The following is a 22885-nucleotide window of genomic DNA, read 5'->3' as shown; positions in this document are numbered from 1 at the left end:
GCCGGGGAGACCGATTTCAGTAATTCCCGAGGGTGGCAGTGGCCAAACCGGGAAAGTCTGTAATCAGGCTATCTACGCCGAAGTCGGCGAGCCTGCGCATCAGCGCAGGTTCGTTGACCGTCCATACGGACACGTGCAAACCCTGGCGCTGGGCTTTTTCCAGACGCTCCGGGGTGCACAGCGTCCAGTTCAATGCCAGATACTCACAGCCGTAGTTTTGCGCGACCTTCAGCGGGTCGAGCCAGGCGTATTCGGCGACCAGTCCGCGTGACAGGTCCGGGGTGAGTTCAACCGCCGCTTTCAATACTTCCCGCGAGCTTGAAGTCACGGTGACTTTGTCCATCAGGCCGAAACGTACCGCCATCTCACGGATTGCCAGCACGGTGGTCGCGGCGCGGGTGCGCGAAGCGCTTTTGACTTCCAGTTGCCAGTGATCGAAGTCGCACTGCTCGAACAGCTCTTCCAGACGCGGGATCGGGCACGGTTTGATCCAGCCTGGGCCGCCTTTGCGTGCGTCCATCTTCACCAGGTCCGCCGCCGAATACTCGACGACCTTGCCGCGCCGGTCAGCGGTGCGCTTGAGGGTCGGGTCGTGGATGACCATCAACTCGCCGTCCATGGACAGGTGCAGATCCAGTTCGCAGCGGCGTACACCGTGCTTGAGGCACTCCTGGAAGCTGGTCAGGGTGTTTTCCGGTGCTTCGCCTTTGGCACCGCGGTGGCCGTAAATCAGGGTCACAGTTGCTCCTTTGCGCCAGGCTGGCTGGCGTAGTGAATACGAATTCAGATGTCGTCGCTTTGTTCCCGCGCCAGGCGGCGTTCCTGGGCCTGCTTTTGCAGGATGTAGCGCGCCAGCAGTTGGCGTTGGGTATCGGTCATGGACTCGAATTCCGTGCCCACGTCAAAGCCATCGCCCTTGGGATCGCAATGGGTGACCCGTGCCCGCAGCAGCAGGCCGAGCGCCTGGGGCATCAGCACCAGCTTGACGGCCAAGTGAGCGCCGGTGACCAGTGAGGTAGGGTGTTGGAAGTCGATGCCGCCTTCGGAGATGATCACCGGCTGCGGTGCGCCCACCTCATCGAGCAGGCCGCGTGCCATGATCTGGCTGAGCAGGTCCACGCGCTTGTTCTGCACGCGCAGGAAGGCTGCGAGGGTGCGGTCCTTCTCGCTCAGTTGGCGCAGCAGGTGCTGGGCTTCGAATTCGCTGAGGTGCAATTCGCTGAGCAGGTTGAACAGCGGTGAATCATCCAGCAACACTTCCTTGCTCGCCGCTTCGGGGGCCGACAGGTTTTTGATTTGGAGTGCGATCATGTCGTCGATACGGTAGTATTCGCGGCGCTCTTCTTCATCTAATGTCGACATGGCGAACCCCAGGTAACGGTAATGGTCAGAGTGTAAAGCTGCTTACCAGACCCCGCCACCGGGACGTCTTCTTTTCCTCCGAACAAGCCCCGACATGTTCAGACCTCTCTTCGTATTTATTGGCACGCGTTATACCCGTGCAAAGCGCCGCAATCATTTTGTGTCGTTCATTTCCTTGACCTCGATGATCGGGCTCGCCTTGGGCGTAGTCGTGATGATTGTGGTGCTGTCGGTGATGAACGGCTTCGATCATGAGATGCGCACCCGCGTGCTGGGCATGGTGCCCCACGCGACCATCGAGTCGGGCGAGCCGATCAACGATTGGCAAAACCTGGCCGCCAAGGTCAAGCAGAACCCCAAGGTCGTGGCCGTTGCGCCGTTTACCCAGATGCAGGGGCTGCTGACCCATGATGGCAAGGTGCAGAAGATCTTGCTCAATGGCATCGACCCCGCCCAGGAACGCAACGTGTCGATCATCGACAAGTTCATGTTGCAGGGCAAACTCGACGATCTGGCGCCTGGTGATTTCGGCATCGTGATTGGCGACAAGGCCGCAGCCAAGCTCGGCGTGGGCCTCGGCGATAAGCTGACCTTCGTCGCGCCGGAAGTCACCGTGACCCCGGCGGGCATGTTTCCGCGCATGAAACGCTTTACCGTGGTCGGCACCTTCCATGTGGGCGCCGGCGAAATCGACGGCTACCTCGGGCTGACCAATCTCACCGATCTGGCCCGCCTCCAGCGCTGGCAGCCGGATCAGGTGCAGGGCCTGCGCCTGAAGTTCAGCGATTTGTTCGACGCCCCGCGCGGTGCCTGGGATATCGCCCAGCACTTGGGTGAAACCGAGTATTACGCCCGTGACTGGACCCGTACCCACGGCAACCTGTACCAGGCCATCCGCATGGAAAAAGCCATGATCGGCCTGCTGCTGCTGCTGATCGTCGCTGTGGCCGCGTTCAACATCATTTCCACGCTGGTGATGGTGGTGAATGACAAGAAAGGCGACATCGCCATCCTGCGTACCCTGGGCGCCACGCCTGGGCAGATCATGGCGATCTTCATGGTGCAGGGCACCGTGATCGGCGTGGTGGGTACCTTGATCGGCACCGCCGTGGGCATCCTGGCCGCGCTTAACGTCAGCGCAGCCATTGCCTTGCTTGAGAAAGTGATCGGCCACAAGTTCCTCAATGCAGACGTCTACTTCATCGACTACTTGCCGTCCCAGGTTCAGGCCCAGGACGTGTTGATGGTGGGCGGCGCTGCGTTGGTCCTGAGTTTCCTTGCCACCCTGTATCCAGCCTGGCGCGCGGCACGTACCCAGCCAGCACAGGCCTTACGTTATGAGTGAATCGGGCATGAGTGAAAAAGCAATCCTGAGCTGCCGCAACCTGGGCAAATCCTACGAGGAAGGCCCTGAGTCAGTGGTGGTGCTGTCCAACCTGCAACTTGAGCTGCATCCAGGCGAACGCGTGGCGATCGTCGGCAGTTCCGGTTCCGGCAAAAGTACCTTGCTGAACCTGTTGGGCGGCCTCGACACGCCGTCCCAGGGCAGCGTCTGGCTGGCTGGCGAAGAATTGTCAGCCTTGAATGAAAAGGCCCGTGGCCAGTTGCGCAACCGTTCGTTGGGTTTTGTGTACCAGTTTCACCACTTGTTGCCGGAATTCACCGCACTGGAAAACGTCTGCATGCCGCTGCTGATCGGCAAGACCGCAATCCCGGAAGCACGCCAGCGTGCCAAGGCCTTGCTGGAGCGAGTCGGCTTGGGCCATCGCCTTGAGCACAAGCCGGCCGAACTGTCCGGCGGCGAGCGCCAGCGTGTGGCAATCGCCCGCGCCCTGGTGAACAACCCAGGCCTGGTGATGCTCGACGAGCCCACCGGCAACCTCGACTCCCACACCGCCCAGGGCATCAAGGATTTGATGCTGGAGCTGAGCACCCAGATGCGCACTGCATTCCTGGTGGTGACCCATGACATGAGCATGGCCCGCCAGATGGACCGCGTGCTGCACCTGCAGGAAGGTCATCTGGTCGCCATCTGACCCGTTTCAAGCCTGGCGCCTGGCGTCGGGCTTTTTTAATTTTTCAGGCGGTGCAAGCGAATGTTCAGACCGTTATCGATTTTCATCGGCACGCGCTATACCCGTGCCAAGCGCCGCAACCGTTTTGTTTCGTTTATCTCGATGACATCGATGATCGGCCTCGCCCTGGGCGTATTGGCGATGATCGTGGTGCTTTCGGTGATGAACGGCTTCCAGCGCGAAATGAGCTCGCGCATCCTCGGCATGGTGCCCCACGCCACCATCGTCGGCGTGAAGCCGATTGATGATTGGCAGCCGGTGGCCGCGGCTGCGATGAAGAATCCGCAAGTGACCGCTGCAGTACCGTTCACGCAGATGGACGGCATGTTCTCCTACAAGGGTGCGATGCAGCCGATCGAGATCAGCGGCGTCGACCCGGCCCAAGAAGGCAAGGTGTCGATCGTGGCCCAGCACATCGTTCAGGGCAAACTGGACGACCTGAAGCCCGGCGAGTTCGGCGTGGTGGTCGGTGAAATCACCGCCCGGCGTTTCCGCTTGAACGTGGGCGACAAGCTCACCCTGATCGTTCCGGAAATCAGCACTGCGCCGGGCGGCATCACCCCGCGTATGCAGCGGTTGAACGTGGTGGGGATTTTCAAGGTCGGCGCCGAGTTGGATGGTTCCATGGCCTTGATACACATGGCCGACGCGGCGGAAATCCAGCATTGGCAGCCGAACCAGGTGCAGAGTGTGCGCTTGGCGGTTAAAGATTTGTACGCAGCGCCCAAGGTGTCCACGGACATTGCCACCAGCCTCGGCGCGGCCTACAAGGCAGATGACTGGACCCACACCCAGGGCAGCCTGTTCAGCGCGATGAAAATGGAAAAGACCATGATCGGCCTGCTGCTGCTGATGATCGTCGCCGTGGCCGCGTTCAACATCATCGCCACCTTGATCATGGTAGTGAATGACAAAGGCGCGGACATCGCGATCCTGCGCACCATCGGCGCCACGCCCCGGCAGATCATGGCGATCTTCATGGTGCAGGGCACAGTGATCGGCATTGTCGGCACCTTGATCGGCGGCGTACTGGGAGTGATTGCAGCGCTCAACGTGAGCGAGTTGGTGGGCTGGGTCGAGCGGGTGAGCGGGCAGCATATCTTTAGTTCGGATGTGTACTTCGTCAGCAACCTGCCTTCGGAGCTGCAAGGTGGCGATGTGGTGCTGATCTGCACCGCCGGGTTTGTGTTGAGCTTTTTGGCGACGCTGTATCCGGCGTATCGGGCGGCGAAGATTGAGCCGGCGCATGCGCTGAGATACTCGTAATTATTGAGACCGCTATCGGGGGCAAGCCCTCTCCCACATTTGAGGTATTCATAGATCAAAGTGTGGGAGGGGGCTTGCCCCCCGATAGGGCCGGTGCAGCTTGCATCAATCTACAGCTGGCAGCTCAATCACAAACCGCGTCCATCCAGCCCCGGACTCACAAAAATCCTCCCCCCATGTGCGCGCACGATCGACTGGGTAATCGCCAGCCCCAGCCCCGCATGTTCGCTGCTGCCTTCATGGCGCGCCGGGTCGGCCCGATAGAACCGATCAAACAGCCTCGGTAGCAACGCCCCGGGGATGCCTTCACCGGTGTTCTCCACCGCTAGCGTCACGCCCATTGCGCCTTCGGTTATTCTTACCCGCACTTCGCCGCCTGCCGGGGTGAACCTGAGGGCGTTATCCAGCAAGTTCGACAAAGCCCGGCGCAACATGCCGCGATCCCCGGCTGTATGAGCGCTGCCTTCTTGTACCAGCGATACGTGCGCGTCCTCGGCCAGCAACGCAAAGAACTCCAGCACCGCCTCCACTTCATCGGCCAGGGCCAATGGCTCACGCTTGGGCATCAGCAAACCGTGGTCCGCCTTGGCCAGGTACAGCATGTCGTTGACCAGTTGGGCCATCCATTGCAGCTCTTCCAAATTACTGTGCAGCGCCTCGCGGTAATCCTCCAGCGGGCGTGGCTGGGTGAGGATGACTTGGGTCTGGGTCAGCAGGTTCGACAGCGGCGTGCGCAGTTCATGGGCAATGTCGGCGGAGAAGGCCGACAGGCGTTGGAACGCGTCGTCCAATCGTCCCAGCATGGCGTTGAAGGCCTGGGCCAGTTCAGCCAGTTCCGCCGGCATGTGTTGCTGGGGCAGGCGCTGGGTCAAGGAGTGGGCCGATACGCTGGCAGCCACTTCGCCCATGCGCCGCAATGGGCGCAAGCCGCTGCGTGCGGCCCAGGCACCCAGCAGCGCGGTGGCGAGGGCAGAGAGGCCAACGGTGAGCCAGATCAAACGCTGCATGCGTTGCAGGAAGTGCTGGTGGTGGGTGATGTCGAGTATCAGGCTCAGTTGCGGTGAGTCAGCTTGGCCAGCGTTCAGTGGCGCATTGTAGACGCGGTAATCGGTGCCGGCATTTTGTAGGCTATGCAGGCCGGGCGCGGTGGGCAGGGCGACGTTCGGCGCATCGTCCAGCCAGCGCTGGCCGGCTGAAGTGATGCGCAGTGCAAGGTCGGGCTGTCGATTGAGTTCGACGCGCAGTTGCGCCTCGCGTTGGTTGAACGCTTGAGGTGAGTCGACACCCTGCAAGGTGCTGCGCAACGCCACAAGTTTGCTGTCGAGTTGCTGCTGGTCCAACTCGACAAAGTGCGCCTCACTGGCTTGGTTGAATAGCACGCCTGCAATCAGCGAGACCACTGCCGTACAAGCCGCAAACAATAGTGCCAGGCGGCTGGCGAGGGACAGGCGCTTGATCAATTGCACCGCTCCTCCAGCACATAGCCCATGCCGCGAACGGTGTGGATCAGCTTATTAGGGAAGTTGTCATCGACTTTGAGGCGTAGGCGGCGGATCGCTACTTCGATGATGTTGGTGTCGCTGTCGAAATTCATGTCCCACACCTGGGAGGCGATCAGCGTTTTGGGCAGCACTTCGCCCTGGCGGCGCAGCAGCAGTTCCAGTAGAGAAAACTCCTTGGCGGTCAGGTCGATACGTTGGCCGTCGCGCTCGACGCGGCGGCGGATCAGGTCCAAGCGCAGGTCGGCCACTTGCAGGGCGGTTTCCAGGGGCGTGCTGCTGCCACGGCGCAACAGGCTGCGCACCCGCGCCAGCAATTCGGAGAAGGCGAAGGGTTTGATCAGGTAATCGTCGGCGCCCAATTCCAGGCCATGCACGCGGTCCTCTACGGCATCCCGGGCGGTCAGAAATAGCACCGGGATCTCCAGACCCGCACTGCGCACCGCTTGCAGGATTTGCCAACCGTCGCGACCGGGCAGCATTACATCTAGGATCAGCAGGTCATAATCGCCGGTCAGCGCCAGGTGCTGGCCGCTTGTGCCGTCGGCCACCAGTTCGGTGGTAAAGCCAGCCTCGGCCAGGCCTTGACGCAGATAGTGGCCGGTTTTCGGTTGGTCTTCGACGATCAGCAATTTCATGGGGTAGCTCTTGGCAACGGGTGGCGAGGGGGCTTTATACCGTGGGGACCAGGTGCGGGGCGCAACCTGACAAAGTTGTAATCTAGCAGTCAGTTGGCTGGCAGCGGCGTAATCTTAGAGTGCGGCTCAAGCCGGTTATACATTTTGGAGAAGAGAGATGACGTTGCGTACACCCCAGTTGTTGGCGGGTTGCCTGTTGGCGTTGAGTTTCAATGCAATGGCTGATGCATCCCACAGCTATGCATTTGGTCAACCAGCGGCGGCTGACAAGGCCACGCGCACCGTAGAAGTGACGCTGCAGGATATTGCCTTTGCGCCCAAGTCCCTGGACGTAAAAGCCGGTGAGACGGTGCGCTTCGTGCTGGTCAACAAGGGCCAGTTGCTGCATGAATTCAACCTCGGTGACGCGGCGATGCACGCGGCGCACCAGAAGGAAATGTTGCAGATGCAGGCCAGTGGCATGCTCACGTCTACCGGCATGGGCAAGATGGACCACAGCGCCATGGGCCATGGTGCAATGAAGCACGATGACCCGAACAGTGTGCTGGTCGAGCCCGGTAAAACTGCTGAGCTGACGTGGACATTCACCCAGGCCACCGGTCTGGAGTTCGCCTGTAACCTGCCCGGGCATTACCAGGCAGGCATGGTCGGCAAGCTGACCGTTGAGTAAGGCGTTTCTTAAGGGCGGGGGCAAAGGCTGGTAGACTGGCGCGGTTTATTTAGCCAGGTTTCCGCCATGCATCCCGCAGCCGAACATTCGCCGCTGGGCAAGTCCAGTGAATACATCTCCACGTACACGCCTTCGTTGCTGTTCCCGATTCCTCGCGCCGCCAAGTGGGCCGAGCTGGGCCTGAGTGCCGAGACCCTGCCTTACAAGGGCGTGGATTTCTGGAACTGCTTCGAACTGTCCTGGCTGTTACCGTCGGGCAAGCCGGTGGTGGCCATTGGTGAGTTCAGTATCCCGGCCGACTCGCCGAATATCATCGAGTCCAAGTCATTCAAGCTGTACCTCAACTCGCTGAACCAGACCGCCTTTGCCGATACGCAAAGCCTTGAGTCGACACTGCGCGCTGACCTGAGTGCCGCCGCCGGCAAACCAGTGACCGTACGCATCCGCAGGCTTGCAGAGATCGAGGCCGAGGGTGTGATGGCATTGCCGGGCGTATGCATTGACGATCTGGATATCAACGTCAGCAGCTACGAACACCCGCGCCCCGAGTTGTTGCGTTGCGACGACTCGCGGATTGTCGAGGAGAGCGTGCACAGCCACCTGCTCAAGTCCAATTGCCCGGTTACCAGTCAGCCGGACTGGGGCAGCGTGGTGGTGGAGTACCGTGGCCACGCGCTGGACCACGCCAGCCTGTTGGAGTACATCGTGAGCTTTCGCCAGCACTCGGACTTCCATGAGCAGTGTGTGGAGCGCATCTTCCTCGACCTGCAGCGCCTGCTGAAGCCGGAGAAATTGACGGTGTATGCACGGTATGTGCGGCGCGGCGGGCTGGATATCAACCCTTATCGCAGTACCGAGGATGTGGCGTTCCAGAACGTGCGCCTGGCCCGCCAGTAAAACAAATGTGGGAGGGGGCTTGCTCCCGATAGCAGAGGTTCAGGCACAGGTTCGGTGACTGACGCTCCGCAATCGGGGGCAAGCCCCCTCCCACATTCTGGTTCTGTGTCTGGCTTGGGTTCGGGTTAAATGCCGATGTTGCCCAGGGTGATCACGATATTGCGCAGTGTCCCGGCAATGCCCGGATGGTCCAGTTCAAAACCTTCCACTGCACGGTTCACATCATCGGCGATGCTCGGTGTCTGGGTGGCCGGTTCCAATTCAAGTTGCACTTCGAATTTGGCAATCAACCCTTCCAGCGCTTCACGTTTTTCTTCCGATAGCGGTGGCTCCTGCTCCAATTGCCCGCGCAGGATATTGACCTGTTCTTCCAGTTTTTTGCGATCAGGCATGACGTTCTTCCTTTTATCGATAGGCACTGGCATAGACCACGGCACGCTGAGAAAGGTCTACGGGATGAACTGTAGATTAATCCACCGGCGCCGACTGTGCATGATCTCGATCAGGGCTTCTCGCCTTTGAGCTGGCGCCGGCTGATGTCTGCCAGGCAGGTGCCGAGTTCGCCTAAGTGATCGATCACAGAATGCACTCCCAGCCCATACAGCGTCACGGTGGCCTTGCCGCGCTTGTGTTCGCGTTCCTTGTCGCTCAGTGCTTGCCATTGCTCGGGCGCTAAGCCACACAGCGAACCGCAGGAGGCCAGGCCGATGGTCCACAGCCCGGCGTTAAGTCCCGATTGCAACAAGCGCGGCTCGCCGCTGACCAGGACGCAGCCTTCAAGGCGTTCGATATTCAATTCCATCAGCGCTTGCCAGCACGCGTGGGGGGCGGGCCAGCGGATGGAGGAGGGCGAGGCTGCTTTGAGCCAGGTGGGCAAGGTGGCGGCCAAAGGAGTGGTCACCGCAGGCGGCAGCTCATCCAGCCAAGCGCAGGGCACGCCCAGCTCTTTGAGGTTGCGCAGGATTTTCAGGGCGCCCGGCGTGGCTTGTGAATCCGGGGAAGGAGAGTCGGTGCGCGCCTGTGAGCCAAAATCCACTAGGCAGCCACTCAGGCCAAACAGCACGGCGGTCAAGGCGGGTGCGCTGGTGATTGCAATCTCGGCTTGAGGCATGTCGACATCCCTGAAATAGCTGTGACGCTATCGAGGCAGGATGACAGTCCGATGACAGTTGGCTCAATTGTAGGAATTTTGTCCATTTGCGGTATGAGTTTTCCCGGCGGCTGCCTAATTGGGCACTTCCGTCATATACTGGCTACCTTATTCAGGGCATAGCGCCCATGACAGACCATTCAAGGAGCAAAAGCTATGCGCTGGAGCCACTACTTCGCTCAGCTGTCGGTGTGTGCCACCGTTCTGCTGGCCCCGTTCGCTGTGCAAGCTGCGTCGGAAGATGATCCATGGGAAAGCGTCAACCGCCCGATCTTTACCTTCAACGACACTGTTGATACCTATGCCCTCAAGCCATTGGCCCAAGGCTATCAATGGATCACTCCGCAATTTGTTGAAGACGGTATCCACAACTTCTTCCGCAACATCGGCGACGTCGGCAACCTGGCCAACAATGTGTTGCAGCTCAAACCTCACAATGCAGGTGTCGATACTGCCCGTTTGCTGGTTAACACCACGTTCGGTGTGCTGGGCTTCATCGACGTAGGCACCAAAATGGGGCTGCAACGCAGCGATGAAGACTTCGGCCAGACACTCGGCTACTGGGGCGTTGGCAGCGGTCCGTACGTGATGATCCCTCTGCTGGGTCCAAGCACCCTGCGTGATGCGCCGTCCAAGTACGTCGACAGCTACACCCAGCCTTATCGCTATATGGATGACGTGTCCCTGCGTAACAGCGTCATGGGCCTTGGCATCGTCGACGCCCGTGCCAGCTTGCTCGACAGTGAGAAGCTGATCACCGGCGACAAATACACCTTCATTCGTAACGCCTACCTGCAGAACCGTGAGTTCAAGGTCAAAGATGGCAAGGTCGTCGACGACTTTTAAGAGGTGATCGTTTGAAATGAAAAAAGGCGATCCTGAGTGATCGCCTTTTTTGTGCGCGGGTTTCAGCGCATTTTCAGGATGCTGAGGCCCAATTGCTGATCATTGCCCACCGTTTTGGCCCACACCACTTTGGTATCTGCCTCCAGGCCTTTAAGGGCCGCATGTTCTGAATCAATGCGCACGGTCAGCAGGTCTCCTACGTTGAACTGGCGCGGTGCCTGCACTTGCATTCCGGAGCTGGAAAGATCCACGCAAACCCCAGCAATCTCTTGGCCTTCGTGGATCAAAGACACATCGGCATCCACTCGCATGCGGATGAAATCGCGTTTCTCGGCGTAGTCGCGCTCGTGTTCGCTCATGGGTTCCATCCTTACTTTGTGTTGTGGTCGTGGCTGTTCTTATAACTCCCGGTGATTTGCGATGTAAAGACGCCTGGCGACCATCGGCATGAGCTTGAAACACCTGGCGGATGGGAGTACCGTCTGCGCCTTAGAAGGGCACCTCTGCTTTACAGTTGTGCGTGGGCAAAACGCCTACGCTTTTGTAGGACAGAGAGGCTAGAAAGCGAATCCAGTAGTGTGACCCCGGCCATTGCCGAGTTGCCTACGCCAACCTAATTCTGGCGCCGTTTGCCCACATGCAAAAAACCAGTGCCACGCTGCTGATAATCGATGACGACGAAGTAGTGCGCGCGAGTCTCGCGGCCTATTTGGAAGACAGTGGCTTCAGCGTCCTGCAGGCCAGTAATGGCCAACAGGGTCTCCAGGTATTCGAGCGCGACCAGCCCGACCTCGTGATCTGCGACTTGCGCATGCCCCAGATGGGCGGCCTGGAGCTGATTCGCCAGGTGACTGAGCTTGCCCCGCAGACTCCGGTGATTGTTGTGTCCGGTGCCGGCGTGATGAACGACGCCGTTGAGGCCTTGCGCCTGGGCGCCGCCGACTACCTGATCAAACCCCTGGAAGACCTTGCGGTGCTGGAGCACTCAGTGCGCCGCGCGTTGGATCGTGCACGTCTGCTGGTCGAGAACCAGCGTTACCGCGAAAAGCTCGAAACCGCCAACCGCGAGCTCGAAGCCAGCCTGAACCTGCTCCAGGAAGACCAGAACGCCGGTCGCCAGGTACAGATGAACATGCTGCCGGTCAGCCCATGGACCATCGACGAGTTCAAGTTTGCGCACCAAATCATCCCTTCGCTGTACCTGTCGGGTGATTTTGTCGACTACTTCCGTGTGGATGAGCGACGTGTGGCGTTCTATCTGGCCGACGTTTCGGGCCACGGTGCTTCCTCTGCTTTTGTCACCGTGTTGTTGAAGTTCATGACCACACGGCTGTTGTTTGAATCCAAGCGCAATGGCACCTTGCCGGAATTCACCCCCTCCGAGGTGCTGGGCCACATCAACCGAGGCCTGATCAGCTGCAAGCTGGGCAAGCACGTGACGATGGTAGGCGGCGTGATCGATGAAGAAACCGGTCTTTTGACCTACAGCATTGGCGGTCACCTGCCGATGCCTGTTTTATACACTCCAGACAGTGTGCGTTACCTGGAAGGGCGTGGTCTGCCCGTCGGCTTGTTCAATGAAGCCACCTACGAAGACCACATTTTGGAACTGCCGCCGACCTTCAGCCTGACGCTGATGTCGGATGGCATCCTGGACCTTCTTCCAGAGCCTACACTCAAAGAGAAAGAAGCCGCCTTGCCCCAACGGGTCAAGGCAGCTGGCGGCAGCCTGGATGGCCTGCGGCAGGTTTTTGGATTGGCCACGCTAGGGGAGATGCCGGATGATATCGCCCTATTGGTGTTGAGCAGGAATCTTTGATGAGTACCGGAAGAATCCAATTCGCTGAGCAAGACGGGACCTTCGTCCTGAAGTTTGTCGGTGAAGTGCGCCTGACCTTATGTTCGGCGCTGGATGCGACGATTGAGCGGATCTTCACTGCGCTGAACTTCTCGGCGATCGTGATCGATCTGACTGAAACTCGCAGCATTGACAGCACCACCCTTGGGCTATTAGCCAAGTTGTCCATTCTGTCTCGGCAGAAGGTTGGCCTGTTGCCGACCGTCGTCACCACCCACGAAGACATCACCCGGCTGCTGCAGTCCATGGGCTTTGATCAGGTGTTCAACATCGTTGATCGTCCGATTCCTTGCCCGGAATGTCTTACCGACCTGCCGTCCCAGGATCAGTCTGAAGAAATGGTGCGGGTGAAGGTGCTGGAAGCGCACAAGATCCTGATGGGCCTCAATGAGTCCAATCGCGAAGCGTTTCACGACCTCGTCAACGCGCTCGAGCGTCACTGATCCTTCTGTCGAACACATTCCAAATGTCGGAGGAGCCTCGATAGCGCAGTGTCAGTCAGCACATTCACAACTGACTCACCGCTATCGGGAGCAGCCGCTCCCGCAGTTGAACTGAGATCGGTTTGAGACACAAAAAAAGGGCGGTACCCTCACAGGTACCGCCCTTTTTGCCGTCCCCGCTGTTTACAGCTTGGCGGACAACAGCGCCTCAAGTTTTTCCTGGTCACGGGCAAACTGACGAATGCCCTCCGCCAGCTTCTCAGTCGCCATCGCATCTTCGTTGGACTCCCAACGGAACTGCGCTTCAGTCATATGCACTCGCGCTTCACCGGCATGGCCAGGCGACAGCTTACGCTCCAGCTTGCCTTCATCCGCCGCCAGCTTCTCCAGCAGGTCCGGGCTGATGGTCAGGCGATCACACCCGGCCAATTCTTCAATCTGGCTCAGGTTACGGAAGCTCGCACCCATCACTACCGTTTTATAACCATTGGCCTTGTAGTAGTTGTAGATGCGCGTAACCGACTGCACGCCCGGATCATCGGAGCCGGTGTAGTCGTTACCGTTGGCCTTCTTGTACCAATCGTATATGCGGCCCACGAACGGCGAAATCAGGAATACCCCTGCCTCAGCACACGCCACAGCCTGGGCAAAGGAGAACAACAGTGTCAGGTTGGTCTGAATCCCTTCTTTCTCCAGCTTCTCTGCCGCGCGGATGCCTTCCCAGGTAGAGGCGATCTTGACCAGTACACGGTCGCGGCCAACGCCGGCTTTTTCGTACAGGTCGATCAGACGGTGCGCTCGCTTGAGAATGGCGGCCTCGTCGAACGACAGGCGGGCATCCACTTCGGTGGAAATGCGGCCCGGCACAACTTTAAGAATCTCTTGCCCCACAGCGACCGCAAAACGGTCGCTGGCCAGGCCCACATCACCGTTGCAGTCCTGCACGCACTCATCCAGCAGCTTGGCATAGCCCGGAATCGACGCGGCCTTGAGCAGTAGGGAAGGGTTGGTGGTTGCATCCTGCGGCTTGAGCTTGGCGAGGGTGGAAAAATCGCCGGTATCGGCTACGACAGTGGTGAATTGCTTGAGTTGTTCCAGCTTGGAAGTCATGAGCGTGCTCTGTCCTATGGGTCTGATGACATTACCCGAGCGCCGAGAGGCGCTCAAGGGCGCAAATGCGTTCGATCGTTTGCGAGGGCAACAACCTGAAAACAGCCGTTTGAATGACCGGCCGTGGTGCTAAATAGGAGGGCAAATTCGCCAGCAGGTTCAACCCAACTGCCCGATGACACTTGGATATCGCCTTCATGCCTACTGATGCCTTCCCCGGCACACACCGCACCAAATGTGGGAGGGGGCTTGCCCCGATGACGGTGTGCCAGCTCAGCCAATAATCAACGGACTCCCCTGGAAGCCACCCAATCAACGCCCTTCCAACAAAGCCCCAGCCTGATCCAACAATGCCAACGGATCCGCGGCCTTATGAATATCCACCGACAGCAACTGCCTGAACTTGCGTGCCCCGGGGAACCCAGTGCCCAGTCCCAGCACATGCCGCGTAATATGATGCATCGTCCCGCCACCGGCCAAATGCTCAGCAATGTAAGGCCGCAACTGCGCCAACGCGTCCGCCCGACTGATCACCGGCTGTGCACTGCCAAACAACTGCTGATCCACCTCCGCCAGCAAATACGGATTGTGATAAGCCTCCCGCCCCAACATCACGCCATCAAACGTCTGCAAGTGCTCATGGCACTGCTCCAGCGTCTTGATGCCCCCGTTGAGCACAATCTCCAACTCAGAGAAGTCCTGCTTCAACTGCGCCGCCACGTCATAGCGCAAGGGCGGAATGTCCCGATTCTCCTTAGGCGATAACCCCTCCAGAATCGCAATCCGCGCATGCACGGTGAAACTGGTGCAACCGGCGTCCTTCACCGTCCCGACGAAATCACACAACTGCGCATAACTGTCCCGGCCATTGATCCCGATACGGTGTTTCACCGTCACCGGAATCGACACCGCATCACGCATCGCCTTCACACAATCGGCCACCAGCGCCGGATGAGCCATCAGGATCGCGCCAATCATATTGTTCTGCACCCGATCGCTGGGGCAGCCGACGTTCAAGTTCACTTCGTCGTAACCGGCGGCCTCCGCCATGCGCGCGCAGGCCGCCAGATCCGTCGGAACGCTACCGCCCAATTGCAGCGCAAGCGGGTGCTCGGCCTCGCTGTGACGCAGGAAACGCTCATGGTCGCCATGGAGGATCGCCCCAGTGGTGACCATTTCGGTGTAGAGCAGGGCGTGTTTGGAGAGCAGGCGCAGGAAGAACCGGCAGTGGCGGTCAGTCCAATCCATCATCGGGGCAACGGAGAAGCGGCGGGAGAGTGGAGCTGTTTGTAGGGACATTGGGAATCTGAGTCAACGAGGCGAGTGGCCTAGTTTATCAGGGATGTATCAGGGGTGTTTTGCGCTCTTCACCGTCTCAAGCGACAGGGGACACGGTGAGGATCCTCAATCAATGATTGTGTCGGATATCGTGGCCTGACCCTGGCGTCTCTTCATTGCATTGCTTGCATGGAAACGTTTGTAGCCGTCTGAGTCGTTAGTTCTATGAGGGTTAACGCTCCGTCGTCAAAGGAGCAGCCTGTATCTATGTAGATCGTATTTCCCAAATAGGTAAGGGAGGATACAGTTGAATGGCCGACATAAACTTGATCAATACCTTGAGTTAAAGCTTCGTCGAGGCTTTCGATTTTTGTTCTGGCGTACAGTGCTTTTTCTAGCGCTAGGCGTTGATGGACTTCGCCAAACTGACCCGTAATAGCGTCTTTTGCACTCTGCCAGGTGTCATCGTTATGCGTCAGCGGAGTCTCTGCGTGCACAATCCCAATTTTTCGACCATCTGTTAATTCAACCTCTATTATTAGAGGAAGATCTTTTAAGGCGTCAGACAGGGTCTGTTGAAATTGAGTTGATAGTTTGTAGAGCCATGCTCCACCGTTGCGCGAATGCCTGGCAATGTCGCCATTGCCAGAAACACAGTCGATAACCATCTGTTCATGGTTGCCTCTCACGGCGTGAAACCAGGGCTTCTGTAGCCAGACCACGGCATCGATGGAGTCGGGTCCTCTGTCAATGAGGTCGCCCACAGAGAAGATTCGATCTATGCGTTCATTGAAGTCCACTTTTTTTAAAAGAAGCTCTAATAGCTTGAAGTGCCCGTGGACGTCACCGACTATAAAATCTCGACCAATTTTGTTGGGTAAAAACGACTGGGTTTTGTGCATGGTCAGTGATCGAGGGGGGATATTTAATTTTAAGGATACTACGTACTAGGAGACTTGGTAACGTACGCATGGAAATCGCGGCTTCCCCCTGCGCCCGCTATTTAAAGTACGAGCGAATCCTCGTACACGTCTTGCTGGTGACTTTCGGTAGCCGATGTGTCGCTGCAGGCGGTGCCATTTGGATAATGCAGTGTTCCTTATGGCCATCGCCATAAACCATCACTGCCGAGGTAGTGGAGGAGCCATCTTCGTTCAAGTACGTTGTGACATTTTCACTGTTCTCTGGGCGTTTATCAGGGCCGCCGTAGGGATCAGGGTTCGCGGGGGACTCGGCCGCATAGGCAGCCTGGGCGAGCAATAGAAGCGTGAGTGCACAAATGAATTTCACAGTGGGCCCTTCGACACAGTTTGGGAATCAGTAAATACAGATTGAGGCGGCTGTGCAGCTCAGACCGCTAAATCCCTCAGGAAATTTCCCGCACTTTCTCGCCCGGCCCTGTGCAAACCCGCTACTACAGGCAGGGCTGCGTCAGCCCACTTCGACAGTGCCTTTATGGAAAATCTCACGCCGTGCCCGGCGGCTGATGTTTTCGTGCTTGCTGAGTGTGTACATCTCGTCAAAACGCGCACGGTCGATACGGGGATAGTTGACCAGTTCTTCCATCACCATGCGGTCGTAATCCTGCTCGATCACAAAGCGGAAGACCTCGCGTCGATAATAGAAGCCGAATTGAAAGGCCAGCACTTCGGTGAGGTAGTCAGTCTGGGTGAGGAAGCAGTTCTCCAGGTCAATCGCCTTGGCGCACGTGGGGTGCTGCGGGTCGACCATCACATTGTTGGCCCAGAAGTCCATGTGGATGATGTGTTTGCTGTGCAGGGCGCGCAGCAATTTGAATGACGCGGTGATCAGGCTTAGGACGCCGCGTTCCTGCTTGAGCCATTCCAGGCCGCTGAGGTAACCGTCGAGCATCTCGGTGAAGATGAAAAATTCCTGGATTAGGCCAAGCGCAGATTTTCTGTAACCGAAACCACGCAGTCCGGCGACCGGTGCGCCGCGCTTCTGCGCGCCCAGGGTGTTGATGACTTCCTCAACGGGCCAGTCGAATGTGCCGTCGCGTTTGGAGCGTCCGAAGGTGACGCGCAGTTTAGGACGCAGGCTGTCCAACGGCTGGGACTTGGCGAACAGATCGTTCTCCATGCCTTTCAACGGCGCGCTGATGCGGTTTTTGAGTTGATGGCGAGTGTCGATCAGGTCCTGAATCGCTTGGTGGACTCCGTCGTCGCCGGTGTGTGTGGTGAACACCGTCGCGTTGCCGTGATTGAGCGTTGCGGGAAAATTCTCAAGCACATTTCTATCGGGAAAGCTCAAAACACATCCTTGTCATTCGGAAAAGTATTACAGATATGTTACATGCACGATCTATTGGATCCAACCTGAACGTAACCTGTCTGGAAATGAAATATTTTTCACGTAGGGTTTTCTGAGCGTTTTCTGGCGTTGATGCCTGATTTCAAGGAGTTCTATTACTTTATTCCCCGCCTTTCATCCGTCGTGCAATCAGATAGATCCCCAACCCGGCCAACGCTGTGACTGCGCCGATATAGCCGGTGCTGGTCCATCCCAACCCGGCCGTGATCGCCATGCCGCCAAACCACGGGCCCAGCGCGTTCGCCAGGTTGAATGCCGCGTGGTTGGATGCTGCCGCCAGGCTTGGCGCTTCGTGGGCGATGTCCATCAGGCGGATCTGCAACGGTGCAGCCAACGCCACCATGGTGCCGACCAGGCCCATGCTCAGCAGTACGCCCCACAGCGATGCCGCTGCGAACGGAAAGAACAGCAATACGCCAATCGACCACACCAGGATCCAACCCACCGCGCGAAACTGCATGCGATCAAACAGCTTGCCGCCGGCGATATTGCCGATGATCCCGCCCACGCCAAACGCGGCGAGGCCAAAGGGAATCCACTGTGGCGAGACTTTGGTCACTTCGAGCATGGTCGGTGCCAGGTAGCTGAACACGCAGAACATCCCGGCAAACCCGATTGCGCCGATGGACAGTGCCATCCACACCTGGGGTTTGGTGAAGGCACGCAGTTCCTTGCGTGGGTCGCTGCGTTCTTCGTCATGGCGGTGCGGCACGAATTGCCAGACGAGGGCGATGGTGCACAGCGCAATCACGCTGACCAGCGCGAACGCCGAGCGCCAGCCCAGGTGTTGGCCGAGGAAGGTGGCGATGGGGTTGCCGAGCAGCATGGCCAAGGTCAGGCCCATCATGACGCGGGCGACGGCACCGGCGCGTTTGTCGTTCGGCACCATGCTGGAGGCGACTACGGCAGCGATGCCGAAATAGGCGCCGTGGGGCAGGCCACTGATAAAGCGGAACGCCACCAGCGAACCGAAGGTGGGCGTGAATGCCGTGGCGAAGTTGCCCAGCGCGTACAAGCCCATCAACAGCAACAACATATGTTTGCGCAGCAGCTTGGCGCCGAGGATCGCCAGCAGCGGCGCGCCGACCATCACGCCCAGCGCATAGGCGCTGATGGCGTGGCCGACCTGAGGTTCGCTCAACCCCAGGTTCTGGGCGATGTCGGGCATCAGGCCCATGATCGCGAATTCGCCGGTACCGATCGCGAAAGCGCCCACGGCCATGGCGGCTTCCATTTTGGCGGCGCTGCGCGCGGGCAATACGTGCCCGGGTGTTTGCTGGATAGACATGGATCGCTCTGTGCAGGAGGGAAAGACGAGCCGCCGATCCTAACGAGGCGGCCACGAAGGAGTCTAGAACAGCGGATTACGCCTGAGTTCCATCCCATCACGGCGCCGGCCTTTGAGATCCGTCTTATTCACCCGGCTCCTGCTCATCCCTAACCTTTGGGCGATGAAACTCAAACATTTCCTGCAACCCCTCGATTCAACCTTCTCGACGCCCAAGGCAGCCCGCAAGTTGTTGCGTTTGTTTGCCTTTGCGTTGGTGCTCGGCGTTTATGTGGGGGCTTACAGTTATCTGCGCGCGGCATTCAGCGAGGAAATTTCGCTGCGGCGCAGTTATATGAACGAGGCGATTTCCGACGCACAGAGTTTTTTCGTCAGCCGCCAGACGCTGTTGAAGAGCCTCGGCCTGTCCACCGTCAGCCATAAGACGCCGCCCGTGGGCAACCTCAATGAAGTGCCGGCCGAAGAAGTGCATATCACCCTCGGTGAAGCAGGCAATATCTGGAGCCTGTGGCTGACCCGACGCATGCTCGATTACTTGCAGGCCAACCAGGTCAACCTGATTTACGTGCCGCAGCGTGCCACGCCGCTGGTCGAGCGCCTGTTTACCGTGGGCGAAGCGCCGGGAGCCGTACCGGAATCGGTGTTGAAGCGCTTGATGGCGGTGGATACCGGCAAGGTGTCGGTTAGCGATGAGTTGTGGCTGACCGAGCAGAGTCGCCTGGATTCATCGCTGTACATTTTTACGCGCCTGGACGAGCGCAGTCCTTCATCGGGCTGGCTTGGATTAGAGGTGGACGGACCGGACCTGATCAACGCCTTGCAGCATGAGAAGGCCGGCGACTTCATGTTGCTCGACGGCGCGGGCCAGCTGATTTTCAGCAGCGCGCCCCATCAACCGGCGGCGGCGCAGGTGTTGCGCCAGTATCACTCCACCGCCAGTTTCGGCTGGGAAGGCAGCCGCTGGTTGCCCGACCGCCTGGCGATCCGCAAGCACTTGGGCTATTCGCACTGGCAGATCGTCTACAGCCTGGAGTTGAGCTCGCTGTTGCCCAGCCTGGCGCTGCCGTTGCTGGTCTGCCTGCTGCTGTGCGCGCTGGCGAGCCTGCTGATGGTGCGCCTGGTGCGGCGCATCGACCAGCGCCTGATCATCCCGGCGGCCAATCGCATCGAAGCGTTGGTGGAGAGCGAAGCGTTCAGCAGTGCGGTCATTCGGATCGCCCCGGTGGCCTTGTGCGTGCTGCGGCGCAGTGACGGCGAAGTGGTGCTGGAAAACCCGTTGTCGCGCCAATGGCTGGGCAAGGGCCAGGAGCGCCGGCGACTGTGTCTCGACTGGGTTCGCCGTGCCTTCCATGACGCCGAACACGGCAGCACCGACGAGTTGCAGATGGCCGATGGTCGCCACCTGTTCCTGAGCTTTGCACCTACCCGTTACCAACGTGAAGAAGTGTTGATCTGTGCCTTCAGCGACATCAGCGAGCGCAAACAGGTCGAGTTGGCGCTGGAGCAGGCGCGAACCCTGGCGGATGCGGCCAACGAGGCCAAGACCCTGTTCCTCGCAACCATGAGCCACGAGATCCGCACGCCGTTGTATGGCGTGCTGGCCACCTTGGAGTTGCTTGCCCGCACCGAGCTCAACAACCAGCAGCGCGGCTACTTGAATGCCATCGAAGGTTCCTCCGCGAACCTGCTGCAATTGATCTGCGACGTGTTGGATGTCTCCAAGATCGAAGCCGGGCAGTTGTCCCTGGAACTCACGGTGTTTTCTCCGCTGGAACTGGTGCAGGAAGTGATTCAAGGCTACGCCGGTGCCGCCCAGAGCAAGGGCCTGCAATTGTTCAGTTGCCTCGACCCGCACACCCCCGAACGCGTGCGCGGGGATGTCACACGGATTCGGCAGATCCTCAACAACCTGCTCAACAACGCGCTCAAATTCACCGAGAGCGGGCGCATCGTCCTGCGTTTGCGCCTGGAAAGCCGTGAGGGCGAGCGCAGCATGTTGCAGTGGCAGGTGGTCGACACCGGCAAAGGCATTGCGGCGCACGATCAGCCCGATTTGTTCGAGCCGTTCTTCCAGGCCAGCGGCAACGCCAATGTGGTGGCGGGCAGCGGGCTCGGGCTGTCGATCTGCAAGCGCCTGGTGCACTTGATGAACGGCACGTTGCGTGTGGTCAGCGAGCCGGGCCTGGGCAGCAGTTTTACCTTCAACTTGCCGTTGGAGCAGGTCACCGACGATCAACCCTGGGCCTTGCCGTTGTTGGGCGAGCGGGTCTATGTGGTGTCACCGGTACGCGAACTGGCCGAGAGCATCGGCGGCTGGTTGCGGCGCTGGGGTGCGCGGGCGCAATTGGGCGTGCCCGAATCCGTCGCCACAGACCCCGGCGCGGTGCTGGTCGAGCTTTATCCTGGCGCGGTCGATGCTGCGCGGCTTCGCTGGTCGGGCCCACGGGTAGTTGCGTCGGCTGATGAGCATGGCGTCTCGCTGGGACCGGGCGCGTGTTGGCAGATCGGCTTGAACAACCTGCACGCGCTCAATCGTGCCGTCAGCCGCGCCCAGGGCATCGAGGAACACCTGTCGCCCATCCCCCGCGAGGCGCCCGCCGAGGTCAGCCTGAACCTGCGTCTGCTGGTGGCTGAAGACAACCTGATCAACCAGTTGATCCTGCGCGACCAGTTGGAAGAACTCGGCTGCACCGTGGTACTCGCCGGCGACGGCATTGAGGCGCTGTCGTTGTGGGGCGAACGCCCGTTCGACATGGTTCTCACCGACGTCAACATGCCGCGCATGAACGGCTACGAACTCACCGAACAACTTCGCCGCTTGGGCTGTTCGCTGCCGATCATCGGCGCCACGGCCAACGCGATGCTCGACGAAGCCGAGCGTTGCCTCAGCGCCGGCATGGACCACTGCCTGGTCAAGCCGTTTACCCTGCGCGCGCTCTATCAGTGCCTGCAGCGCTTTCAAAGGAGCGAGCCTTGAGTGCCTATCGCGTGCTCATCGTGGAAGACCATCCCTTTCAGCATGAGTACCTGATCAACGTGTTCCAGGCCATCGGCGGGTTTGACGTCGACGCGGTCTGGGATGGCGCCACCGCGTTGCAGCGCCTGGCCAGCCAGCATTACGACCTGTTGCTCAGCGACCTGATGATGCCGGGGATGGACGGTGTGCAACTGATCCAGCAACTGGCCGGCCTGCAGGCGCCGCCCGCGTTGGCGCTGATGAGTGTGGCTTCGCGGCGCATGCTGGTGGGGGCCGGGGAGGTCGCGGGCAACCTGGGCCTGACGGTGGCTGGATTACTGTCCAAACCGATCAGCGATCCGCAGGTGCGCAGCCTGCGCGATTGCCTCGACCGGTTGGCCGAACAGGCGCGCACGCCGTGTTGCCATCGCGGCGTCAACCTGGCGCGGGACACCCTGGCCCGCGCATTGACCAACGGTGAGATCCAGGCCTGGTTCCAGCCCAAGAAATCCCTGCACGACGGGCGTATTGTCGGCGCCGAAGCCCTGGCTCGCTGGGTCCACCCGCAGGAGGGCCTGCTGATGCCCGCCGAGTTTCTCGGCGGGATCGAACGCCAGGGCCTGGAAACCCAACTGCTGTCCTGCATCCTCGCCCAGACCCTGACCGCCCAGGCCCAGTGGGCGCAGCTCGGCTACCGGTTGCCGGTGTCGATCAACCTGCCAACCCATCTGCTCGACCAGTGCGACCTGGTCGATCGCTTGCTGGCCCAAGTGCTGCAGCGCGACGCGGAGCCCCGGCAAATCACCTTCGAACTGATGGAAAGCTCCACCACACAGTTGGCCAGCAACTACTACGCTGGAGCATGTCGCCTGCGCCTGATGGGCTTCGGTCTGGCCCAGGATGATTTTGGCAAGGGCTTCAGTTCTTACTTCAACCTGGTGTCTACGCCGTTCAACGAGGTCAAGATCGACCGCTCACTGGTGCACGGTTGTGCAGACAACGAACACCTGGCGTCGGCCTTGCAAAGCATCATCGAACTGGGCCGCAAACTCGGCCTGACGACCATCGCCGAAGGCGCCGAAACCCAGGCTGAGCTGGCGGTGCTGAGGCGTTTTCGCTGCGACCAGGTGCAAGGCTTCTTGATTTCCCACGGCGTCGCTGCCGAAAAATTCAGCGCGCTGTTGATCGAGGATGGCCCTGCGCCAGCACTTATCTGAA

General features: G+C 59.4%; 21 protein-coding genes and 1 pseudogene. 10 read left to right on the top strand and 12 right to left on the bottom strand.

The features are described from left to right. Positions 1–16 precede the first annotated feature (16 nt). Both AB4N82_RS02320 and AB4N82_RS02315 read right to left on the bottom strand, forming a co-directional pair. Positions 17–739, bottom strand: a complete 723-nt coding sequence (locus AB4N82_RS02320) for a glycerophosphodiester phosphodiesterase (protein WP_032888815.1) — start codon at positions 737–739, stop codon at positions 17–19. Positions 740–783: 44 nt separating this feature from the next. After that, the gene (locus AB4N82_RS02315; protein WP_032888817.1) at positions 784–1362 is read right to left on the bottom strand and encodes a PilZ domain-containing protein; all 579 of its coding nucleotides are present in this window, start codon (positions 1360–1362) and stop codon (positions 784–786) included. A gap of 94 nt (positions 1363–1456) precedes the next feature. Between AB4N82_RS02315 and AB4N82_RS02310 the strand changes: the two genes are divergently transcribed. From AB4N82_RS02310 to AB4N82_RS02300, 3 genes are read left to right on the top strand one after another with little or no spacing between them, the layout of a single operon-like run. Continuing rightward, positions 1457–2707: a lipoprotein-releasing ABC transporter permease subunit gene (locus AB4N82_RS02310; protein WP_032888819.1), complete on the top strand. Its 1251-nt coding sequence runs from the start codon at positions 1457–1459 to the stop codon at positions 2705–2707. 7 nt (positions 2708–2714) lie between these two features. Then, positions 2715–3398, top strand: a complete 684-nt coding sequence (lolD, locus tag AB4N82_RS02305) for a lipoprotein-releasing ABC transporter ATP-binding protein LolD (RefSeq protein ID WP_024074097.1) — start codon at positions 2715–2717, stop codon at positions 3396–3398. A gap of 60 nt (positions 3399–3458) precedes the next feature. Further along, the gene (locus AB4N82_RS02300; protein ID WP_032888822.1) at positions 3459–4703 is read left to right on the top strand and encodes a lipoprotein-releasing ABC transporter permease subunit; all 1245 of its coding nucleotides are present in this window, start codon (positions 3459–3461) and stop codon (positions 4701–4703) included. Positions 4704–4808: 105 nt separating this feature from the next. Here the strand turns inward: AB4N82_RS02300 and AB4N82_RS02295 are convergent. Together AB4N82_RS02295 and AB4N82_RS02290 are read right to left on the bottom strand one after the other, a co-directional pair. After that, a pseudogene (locus AB4N82_RS02295) lies at positions 4809–6163 on the bottom strand (heavy metal sensor histidine kinase). Continuing rightward, the gene (locus AB4N82_RS02290; RefSeq protein WP_122755755.1) at positions 6160–6840 is read right to left on the bottom strand and encodes a heavy metal response regulator transcription factor; all 681 of its coding nucleotides are present in this window, start codon (positions 6838–6840) and stop codon (positions 6160–6162) included. The pseudogene AB4N82_RS02295 and the gene AB4N82_RS02290 overlap by 4 nt, the downstream one beginning before the upstream one ends. A 157-nt stretch (positions 6841–6997) precedes the next feature. Between AB4N82_RS02290 and copI the strand changes: the two genes are divergently transcribed. Both copI and queF read left to right on the top strand, forming a co-directional pair. Then, positions 6998–7510, top strand: coding sequence for a copper-resistant cuproprotein CopI (copI, locus tag AB4N82_RS02285; RefSeq protein WP_032888825.1), 513 nt, complete (start codon positions 6998–7000; stop codon positions 7508–7510). Between the two features lie 66 nt (positions 7511–7576). Next, positions 7577–8407, top strand: coding sequence for an NADPH-dependent 7-cyano-7-deazaguanine reductase QueF (gene queF / locus AB4N82_RS02280; protein WP_099601413.1), 831 nt, complete (start codon positions 7577–7579; stop codon positions 8405–8407). Between the two features lie 125 nt (positions 8408–8532). Here queF and AB4N82_RS02275 read toward each other — a convergent pair whose 3' ends face one another. After that, complete coding sequence (locus tag AB4N82_RS02275) at positions 8533–8799, bottom strand: DUF4404 family protein (protein WP_032888829.1); 267 nt, start codon at positions 8797–8799, stop codon at positions 8533–8535. 110 nt (positions 8800–8909) lie between these two features. Further along, positions 8910–9518 (bottom strand): hypothetical protein, encoded by a 609-nt coding sequence (locus AB4N82_RS02270; protein WP_032888830.1) that lies wholly within the window; start codon positions 9516–9518, stop codon positions 8910–8912. 195 nt (positions 9519–9713) lie between these two features. Here AB4N82_RS02270 and AB4N82_RS02265 point away from each other — a divergent pair, with 195 nt between their 5' ends. Next, positions 9714–10403 (top strand): MlaA family lipoprotein, encoded by a 690-nt coding sequence (locus AB4N82_RS02265; protein ID WP_032888832.1) that lies wholly within the window; start codon positions 9714–9716, stop codon positions 10401–10403. Positions 10404–10465: 62 nt separating this feature from the next. Here AB4N82_RS02265 and AB4N82_RS02260 read toward each other — a convergent pair whose 3' ends face one another. Next, entirely contained in the window at positions 10466–10762 is a 297-nt protein-coding gene (locus tag AB4N82_RS02260) for a PilZ domain-containing protein (protein WP_095184124.1), read from the bottom strand. Between the two features lie 278 nt (positions 10763–11040). On the opposite strand from AB4N82_RS02260, the gene rssB reads away from it, so the two are divergent. Further along, positions 11041–12222, top strand: a complete 1182-nt coding sequence (rssB, locus tag AB4N82_RS02255) for a two-component system response regulator RssB (protein WP_032888836.1) — start codon at positions 11041–11043, stop codon at positions 12220–12222. Further along, positions 12222–12704, top strand: coding sequence for an anti-sigma factor antagonist RssC (gene rssC / locus AB4N82_RS02250; protein WP_032888838.1), 483 nt, complete (start codon positions 12222–12224; stop codon positions 12702–12704). Before rssB ends, rssC begins: the two co-directional genes overlap by 1 nt. Positions 12705–12887: 183 nt before the next feature. On the opposite strand, the gene tal is transcribed toward rssC, so the two are convergent. The 5 genes from tal to AB4N82_RS02225 all read right to left on the bottom strand — a co-directional run bounded on the left by tal (position 12888) and on the right by AB4N82_RS02225 (position 18711). Then, on the bottom strand, positions 12888–13814 hold the full coding sequence (gene tal / locus AB4N82_RS02245) for a transaldolase (RefSeq protein ID WP_032888840.1): 927 nt from the start codon (positions 13812–13814) through the stop codon (positions 12888–12890). A gap of 312 nt (positions 13815–14126) precedes the next feature. Continuing rightward, the gene (gene dusA, locus AB4N82_RS02240) at positions 14127–15113 is read right to left on the bottom strand and encodes a tRNA dihydrouridine(20/20a) synthase DusA (protein WP_122764933.1); all 987 of its coding nucleotides are present in this window, start codon (positions 15111–15113) and stop codon (positions 14127–14129) included. Between the two features lie 152 nt (positions 15114–15265). Beyond that, the gene (locus AB4N82_RS02235; RefSeq protein WP_122680162.1) at positions 15266–15994 is read right to left on the bottom strand and encodes a metallophosphoesterase; all 729 of its coding nucleotides are present in this window, start codon (positions 15992–15994) and stop codon (positions 15266–15268) included. 529 nt (positions 15995–16523) lie between these two features. Further along, on the bottom strand, positions 16524–17363 hold the full coding sequence (locus AB4N82_RS02230; protein ID WP_122764934.1) for a lipopolysaccharide kinase InaA family protein: 840 nt from the start codon (positions 17361–17363) through the stop codon (positions 16524–16526). Positions 17364–17523: 160 nt separating this feature from the next. Beyond that, a complete protein-coding gene (locus AB4N82_RS02225) occupies positions 17524–18711 on the bottom strand; it encodes an MFS transporter (protein ID WP_032888847.1) in 1188 nt (395 codons plus the stop codon). Positions 18712–18874: 163 nt separating this feature from the next. On the opposite strand from AB4N82_RS02225, the gene AB4N82_RS02220 reads away from it, so the two are divergent. Together AB4N82_RS02220 and pvrR are read left to right on the top strand one after the other, a co-directional pair. Further along, positions 18875–21688 (top strand): ATP-binding protein, encoded by a 2814-nt coding sequence (locus tag AB4N82_RS02220; RefSeq protein WP_122764935.1) that lies wholly within the window; start codon positions 18875–18877, stop codon positions 21686–21688. After that, positions 21685–22884, top strand: a complete 1200-nt coding sequence (gene pvrR, locus AB4N82_RS02215; RefSeq protein ID WP_095184174.1) for a response regulator cyclic di-GMP phosphodiesterase PvrR — start codon at positions 21685–21687, stop codon at positions 22882–22884. Before AB4N82_RS02220 ends, pvrR begins: the two co-directional genes overlap by 4 nt. Position 22885: the final 1 nt, after the last annotated feature.

The organism is Pseudomonas sp. H1_D04 (assembly GCF_054683855.1).
This window is presented reverse-complemented; position numbering and strand designations above follow the sequence as displayed.

What these genes read in the sequence shown, in the direction of transcription:
- queF (WP_099601413.1), top strand. Translation starts at nt 7,577, where the DNA reads ATGCATCCCGCAGCCGAACATTCGCCGCTGGGCAAGTCCAGTGAATAC.
- AB4N82_RS02275 (WP_032888829.1), bottom strand. Translation starts at nt 8,799, where the DNA reads ATGCCTGATCGCAAAAAACTGGAAGAACAGGTCAATATCCTGCGCGGG.
- AB4N82_RS02220 (WP_122764935.1), top strand. Translation starts at nt 18,875, where the DNA reads ATGAAACTCAAACATTTCCTGCAACCCCTCGATTCAACCTTCTCGACG.
- AB4N82_RS02290 (WP_122755755.1), bottom strand. Translation starts at nt 6,840, where the DNA reads ATGAAATTGCTGATCGTCGAAGACCAACCGAAAACCGGCCACTATCTG.
- AB4N82_RS02300 (WP_032888822.1), top strand. Translation starts at nt 3,459, where the DNA reads ATGTTCAGACCGTTATCGATTTTCATCGGCACGCGCTATACCCGTGCC.
- AB4N82_RS02225 (WP_032888847.1), bottom strand. Translation starts at nt 18,711, where the DNA reads ATGTCTATCCAGCAAACACCCGGGCACGTATTGCCCGCGCGCAGCGCC.
- dusA (WP_122764933.1), bottom strand. Translation starts at nt 15,113, where the DNA reads ATGTCCCTACAAACAGCTCCACTCTCCCGCCGCTTCTCCGTTGCCCCG.
- rssB (WP_032888836.1), top strand. Translation starts at nt 11,041, where the DNA reads ATGCAAAAAACCAGTGCCACGCTGCTGATAATCGATGACGACGAAGTA.
- AB4N82_RS02310 (WP_032888819.1), top strand. Translation starts at nt 1,457, where the DNA reads ATGTTCAGACCTCTCTTCGTATTTATTGGCACGCGTTATACCCGTGCA.
- AB4N82_RS02270 (WP_032888830.1), bottom strand. Translation starts at nt 9,518, where the DNA reads ATGCCTCAAGCCGAGATTGCAATCACCAGCGCACCCGCCTTGACCGCC.
- lolD (WP_024074097.1), top strand. Translation starts at nt 2,715, where the DNA reads ATGAGTGAAAAAGCAATCCTGAGCTGCCGCAACCTGGGCAAATCCTAC.
- copI (WP_032888825.1), top strand. Translation starts at nt 6,998, where the DNA reads ATGACGTTGCGTACACCCCAGTTGTTGGCGGGTTGCCTGTTGGCGTTG.
- tal (WP_032888840.1), bottom strand. Translation starts at nt 13,814, where the DNA reads ATGACTTCCAAGCTGGAACAACTCAAGCAATTCACCACTGTCGTAGCC.
- AB4N82_RS02265 (WP_032888832.1), top strand. Translation starts at nt 9,714, where the DNA reads ATGCGCTGGAGCCACTACTTCGCTCAGCTGTCGGTGTGTGCCACCGTT.
- AB4N82_RS02315 (WP_032888817.1), bottom strand. Translation starts at nt 1,362, where the DNA reads ATGTCGACATTAGATGAAGAAGAGCGCCGCGAATACTACCGTATCGAC.
- rssC (WP_032888838.1), top strand. Translation starts at nt 12,222, where the DNA reads ATGAGTACCGGAAGAATCCAATTCGCTGAGCAAGACGGGACCTTCGTC.
- AB4N82_RS02260 (WP_095184124.1), bottom strand. Translation starts at nt 10,762, where the DNA reads ATGAGCGAACACGAGCGCGACTACGCCGAGAAACGCGATTTCATCCGC.
- AB4N82_RS02235 (WP_122680162.1), bottom strand. Translation starts at nt 15,994, where the DNA reads ATGCACAAAACCCAGTCGTTTTTACCCAACAAAATTGGTCGAGATTTT.